Below are 4,030 nucleotides of genomic sequence, written 5' to 3' on the forward strand. Positions count from 1 at the left end.
GGAGACGGTCGGCTGGGGCGCCCGTCCGGACACCGTCATCAGCCGGAGTCCCCGACTGGAGCGTTCGGCGTTCATGGCGGCCTCTCGTCTGCCGGTCAGCACCGAGGCTGCACCCGATGGCGGCACGCCCGGAAGGGGATCACGTATGACCAACGGCGAAATCACCCCCATTACTTCCTTTACTCCAGAACAAGCCGGGTGCCCCCGGAGCCGGCGGACCAGCACCGCCCGCCGGGAGGGCGGCGATGGCGTGATTGTTGTTTGCCACGTGTCATTACCCGCCATGCGCCGGAACCGGCCGGTAACGCAGGTGGAACACCATGTTGACCAGAGACGGGAAGAACACGGCGATCCCGGCGATCATGCCGACCGCGGCACGGCCCCGCCCGAAGACCAGTGCGAGCAACCGAACCCCTGTCAGCCTCATCCCGGGCGCACCCCCACCTGCCGGTCGGTCCGACCGGCCCGAGCGGTTCCCCGGACGTTAGAAAGAAGGCGTACCGGTCCCATCGCGCCCGGGTGAATTACCAGTAACTCCATTCTTGCTGTTGACGGAACCACACTCCCGCGGCGTCCCCGGCAATGTCGGGACGGAAACCTGGACGAAACTTTTCTTGGGTTTCGGGAGTGTCGCCGTTCACCTGACCGTCACATTGGAGTCGAAATGAAATAACTTGCGCGTTTCGAATCCACCACAGGCCTGTGACCTGCGATGATGCTCTCGATCACGTATTTGTTACTTCATTACGTCCCCATTGCACCCCGATATGCCCGACGAGCATCGGGGCCGGAGCGTCACCGGCATGTCGTGGACCGCGCCGAACCGAACCGGGCCGACGGCATTCCCCGGCCTGCTAGGCTTCGCATCCGTGCTGCTGAGCCCCCATGAACAGGAACGACTGCTGATCCATGTGGCGGCCGGGCTCGCCCGTGAACGGCGAGCCCGTGGGCTGCGGCTGAACCATCCCGAAGCGACCGCAATCATCACCTCGTTCCTGCTGGAGGGCGCGCGGGACGGTCGCAGCGCCGCGGACCTGATGAGCGCCGGGCGAACCGTGCTCACCCGGGATGACGTCATGGAGGGCGTGCCGGAAATGCTCGGCGAGGTGCAGGTCGAAGCCACCTTCCCGGACGGCACCAAGCTGGTCACCGTCCACCGGCCGATCCCGTGATCCCCGGGGAGATCCTGACCGGCGACGATCCCGTCGAGATCAACGCCGGACGCCCGGTACGCACGGTGCTGGTCCGTAACACGGGCGACCGGCCGGTGCAGGTCGGCTCGCACTACCACTTCGCCGCGGCGAACCCCGCTCTCGACTTCGACCGGGCGAGTGCCTGGGGCCACCGGCTCGCGGTGCCCGCCGGCACCGCGGTCCGCTTCGAGCCCGGCGTGGAACGCGAGATCGAGCTGGTGCCGCTGGCCGGCACCCGGGTCGTGCCGGGCCTGCGGCCGGAATCGGCCGGCCCGTTGGACGCCGCGAGCGGCACCCGGATTGCGGACACCGCGACGATCGAGGACATACCGGGCTTTCAGGGAGAGGGTTCGTGAGCCGACTCGACCGCCCCCGCTACGCGGCGCTGTACGGCCCCACGGCCGGCGACCGTATCCGGCTCGCGGACACCGACCTGTTCATCGAGGTGACAGAGGACCGCAGCCGCGGGCCGGCGGGCACCGGGACCGGCGACGAGGCCGTCTTCGGGGGTGGCAAGGTCATCCGTGAGTCGATGGGACAGTCCCTGGCGACCCGCGCCGAGGGTGCGCCCGACCTCGTCATCACCGGTGCCGTCGTTCTCGACCACTGGGGTGTGGTCAAGGCCGACGTCGGGATCCGCGACGGCCGGATCGTCGCGCTGGGTAAGGCCGGCAACCCGGACACGATGGACGGCGTCCATCCCGACCTGGTGATCGGGCCCGGCACCGAGATCATCGCCGGTAACGGAAAGATCCTCACCGCCGGCGCGGTGGACTGCCACGTCCATCTGATCTGCCCACAGCAGGTTCCGGAGGCGCTGGGCGCCGGCATCACCACGCTGATCGGCGGCGGCACCGGCCCGGCCGAGGGCACGAAGGCGACGACGGTGACGCCCGGATCCTGGAACCTGACGCGGATGCTGTCCGCGCTGGACGACTGGCCGGTCAACGTCGTCCTGCTCGGCAAGGGCAACACGGTCAGCGACGAGTCGATGTGGGAACAGCTGCGCGCCGGGGCGGCCGGCTTCAAGCTGCACGAGGACTGGGGGACGACGCCGGCCGCGATCGACGCCTGCCTGCGGGTCGCCGACGCCGCCGGCGTCCAGGTTGCGCTGCACTCCGACACCCTGAACGAGGCCGGCTTCGTCGAGGACACGCTGGCCGCCATCGCCGGCCGGGCGATCCATGCTTACCACACCGAGGGGGCCGGCGGCGGGCACGCCCCGGACATCATCACGGTCGCGGCCGCCGGCAACGTGCTGCCGTCATCGACGAATCCGACCCGCCCGCACACCGTCAACACCCTCGACGAGCACCTCGACATGCTGATGGTCTGTCACCATCTCAACCCCAGCGTGCCCGAGGACCTGGCCTTCGCCGAGAGCCGGATCCGGCCGTCGACGATCGCCGCCGAGGACATCCTGCACGACCTGGGCGCGATCTCGATGATCGGTTCGGACTCGCAGGCGATGGGCCGGATCGGCGAGGTCGTCCTGCGTACCTGGCAGACCGCGCATGTGATGAAGCTCCGGCGCGGGTCCCTGGCCGGCGACGATCGGGCCGACAACGCCCGGGCCCGGCGCTACATCGCCAAGTACACGATCTGCCCGGCGGTGGCGCACGGCCTGGACGCAGAGATCGGCTCGGTGGAGCCCGGCAAGCTCGCCGACCTGGTGCTGTACGATCCAGCGTTCTTCGGGGTGCGGCCGTCACTGGTCCTCAAGGGCGGGTTCATCGCCTGGGCCGCGATGGGCGATGCGAACGCCTCCATCCCGACCCCGCAGCCGGTGCTGCCCCGACCGATGTGGGGAGCCGCCCGTGGTCCGGCCGCCGCGTCGTCGTTGGCCTTCGTCGCCCCGGCGGCGATCGAGGACGGGCTGCCTGGACGGCTGGGGCTCGCCACCTCGGTGGTGCCGGTCGCGGATGTGCGCCGCCGCGGCAAGGCGGATCTTCCCGAGAACACCGCGACACCGGACATCCGGGTGGACCCGGACACGTTCACCGTCACGGTGGACGGTGAGGCGATCGAGGCGGATCCGGTGAGCGAACTCCCGATGGCCCAGCGCTACTTCCTGTTCTGACGGCGGCTGTCCTTATGATCGCTCCTGCTGTGGGATCCGGAGCGTTCGCACTCCCACTCGTGGTCGTCGTTGTCCCATTCGGCGTAGTAGCCGGCCTGGCAGCGGGGCTTGGGCGGCCGGTCCTGGCCGCAGGAGGTCAGAACGGGAGACAGTGCGACCGCCACCAGCGTCACACCGGTCACGCGGGCGCGTAGGCGTCCGCGTCTCGACCGTGATCCAGACCATGATCCAGGCATCTCCCACCTCTTTCGGGATCCGCTTTCGGGGTCCGCCGAAGGGCTCCCGCGGAACGGGATGCCATCGCCGGCCTTGCTCGCATGATTCGGCGCTCGCGTGATCCGGCATCGACCGCCGGCGGCGAACTCTTCCACACCGGGGTGGGCAGCATGACGGACTTGTCGTCCGAACGACGGATGGACTTCGACCACACGACACCCGGTCATGACGGCGGAGCCTCGTGTGACAGCGATATCGCAGGTGAGGGCGATATCGCACGGGACGGCGGGACCGGGGACGAGGCTGGTCCGACCGGGCGATCCGGACGGCGGGCGACGCTGCTGGTCCTCGCGGACGGCCGGATGCCCACGGGAGGTCACGCCCACTCGGGCGGTGTCGAAGCCGCGGTGACGGACGGGAGTCTGGCAAACCTGGCCGACCTGGCGGCGTTCCTCGTCGGACGGCTCACCACGACCGGCCTGGTCGCCGCGGCCTGCCGGGCCGGCACGCAGCCAGGTCCCACGACGCGGGCGCCACGCAC

Annotated in this window: 5 protein-coding genes and 1 pseudogene; 5 read left to right on the top strand and 1 reads right to left on the bottom strand. The window is 69.6% G+C overall.

The genetic code is table 11. The annotated features are described in order from the left end of the window. Positions 1-274 precede the first annotated feature (274 nt). Positions 275-427: a hypothetical protein gene (locus tag ACY5KJ_RS13910; protein ID WP_462188507.1), complete on the bottom strand. Its 153-nt coding sequence runs from the start codon at positions 425-427 to the stop codon at positions 275-277. A gap of 285 nt (positions 428-712) precedes the next feature. Here ACY5KJ_RS13910 and ACY5KJ_RS13915 point away from each other — a divergent pair, with 285 nt between their 5' ends. The 5 genes and pseudogenes from ACY5KJ_RS13915 to ACY5KJ_RS13935 form a co-directional block, all read left to right on the top strand. Next, positions 713-889: a hypothetical protein gene (locus tag ACY5KJ_RS13915; RefSeq protein ID WP_462203536.1), complete on the top strand. Its 177-nt coding sequence runs from the start codon at positions 713-715 to the stop codon at positions 887-889. After that, on the top strand, positions 870-1,172 hold the full coding sequence (locus tag ACY5KJ_RS13920) for an urease subunit gamma (RefSeq protein ID WP_462188510.1): 303 nt from the start codon (positions 870-872) through the stop codon (positions 1,170-1,172). The genes ACY5KJ_RS13915 and ACY5KJ_RS13920 overlap by 20 nt, the downstream gene beginning before the upstream one ends. Continuing rightward, the gene (locus tag ACY5KJ_RS13925) at positions 1,169-1,549 is read left to right on the top strand and encodes an urease subunit beta (protein WP_462188506.1); all 381 of its coding nucleotides are present in this window, start codon (positions 1,169-1,171) and stop codon (positions 1,547-1,549) included. The genes ACY5KJ_RS13920 and ACY5KJ_RS13925 overlap by 4 nt, the downstream gene beginning before the upstream one ends. Continuing rightward, complete coding sequence (locus ACY5KJ_RS13930; RefSeq protein ID WP_462188505.1) at positions 1,546-3,273, top strand: urease subunit alpha; 1,728 nt, start codon at positions 1,546-1,548, stop codon at positions 3,271-3,273. The genes ACY5KJ_RS13925 and ACY5KJ_RS13930 overlap by 4 nt, the downstream gene beginning before the upstream one ends. A gap of 386 nt (positions 3,274-3,659) precedes the next feature. Next, positions 3,660-4,030: pseudogene (locus ACY5KJ_RS13935) on the top strand (hypothetical protein); the annotation flags it as partial.

It is taken from the genome of Frankia sp. CcWB3, from assembly GCF_977927595.1.

Coding starts and splice junctions, on each gene's coding strand:
- ACY5KJ_RS13915 (WP_462203536.1), top strand. CDS start 713: ATGATGCTCTCGATCACGTATTTGTTACTTCATTACGTCCCCATTGCA.
- ACY5KJ_RS13910 (WP_462188507.1), bottom strand. CDS start 427: ATGAGGCTGACAGGGGTTCGGTTGCTCGCACTGGTCTTCGGGCGGGGC.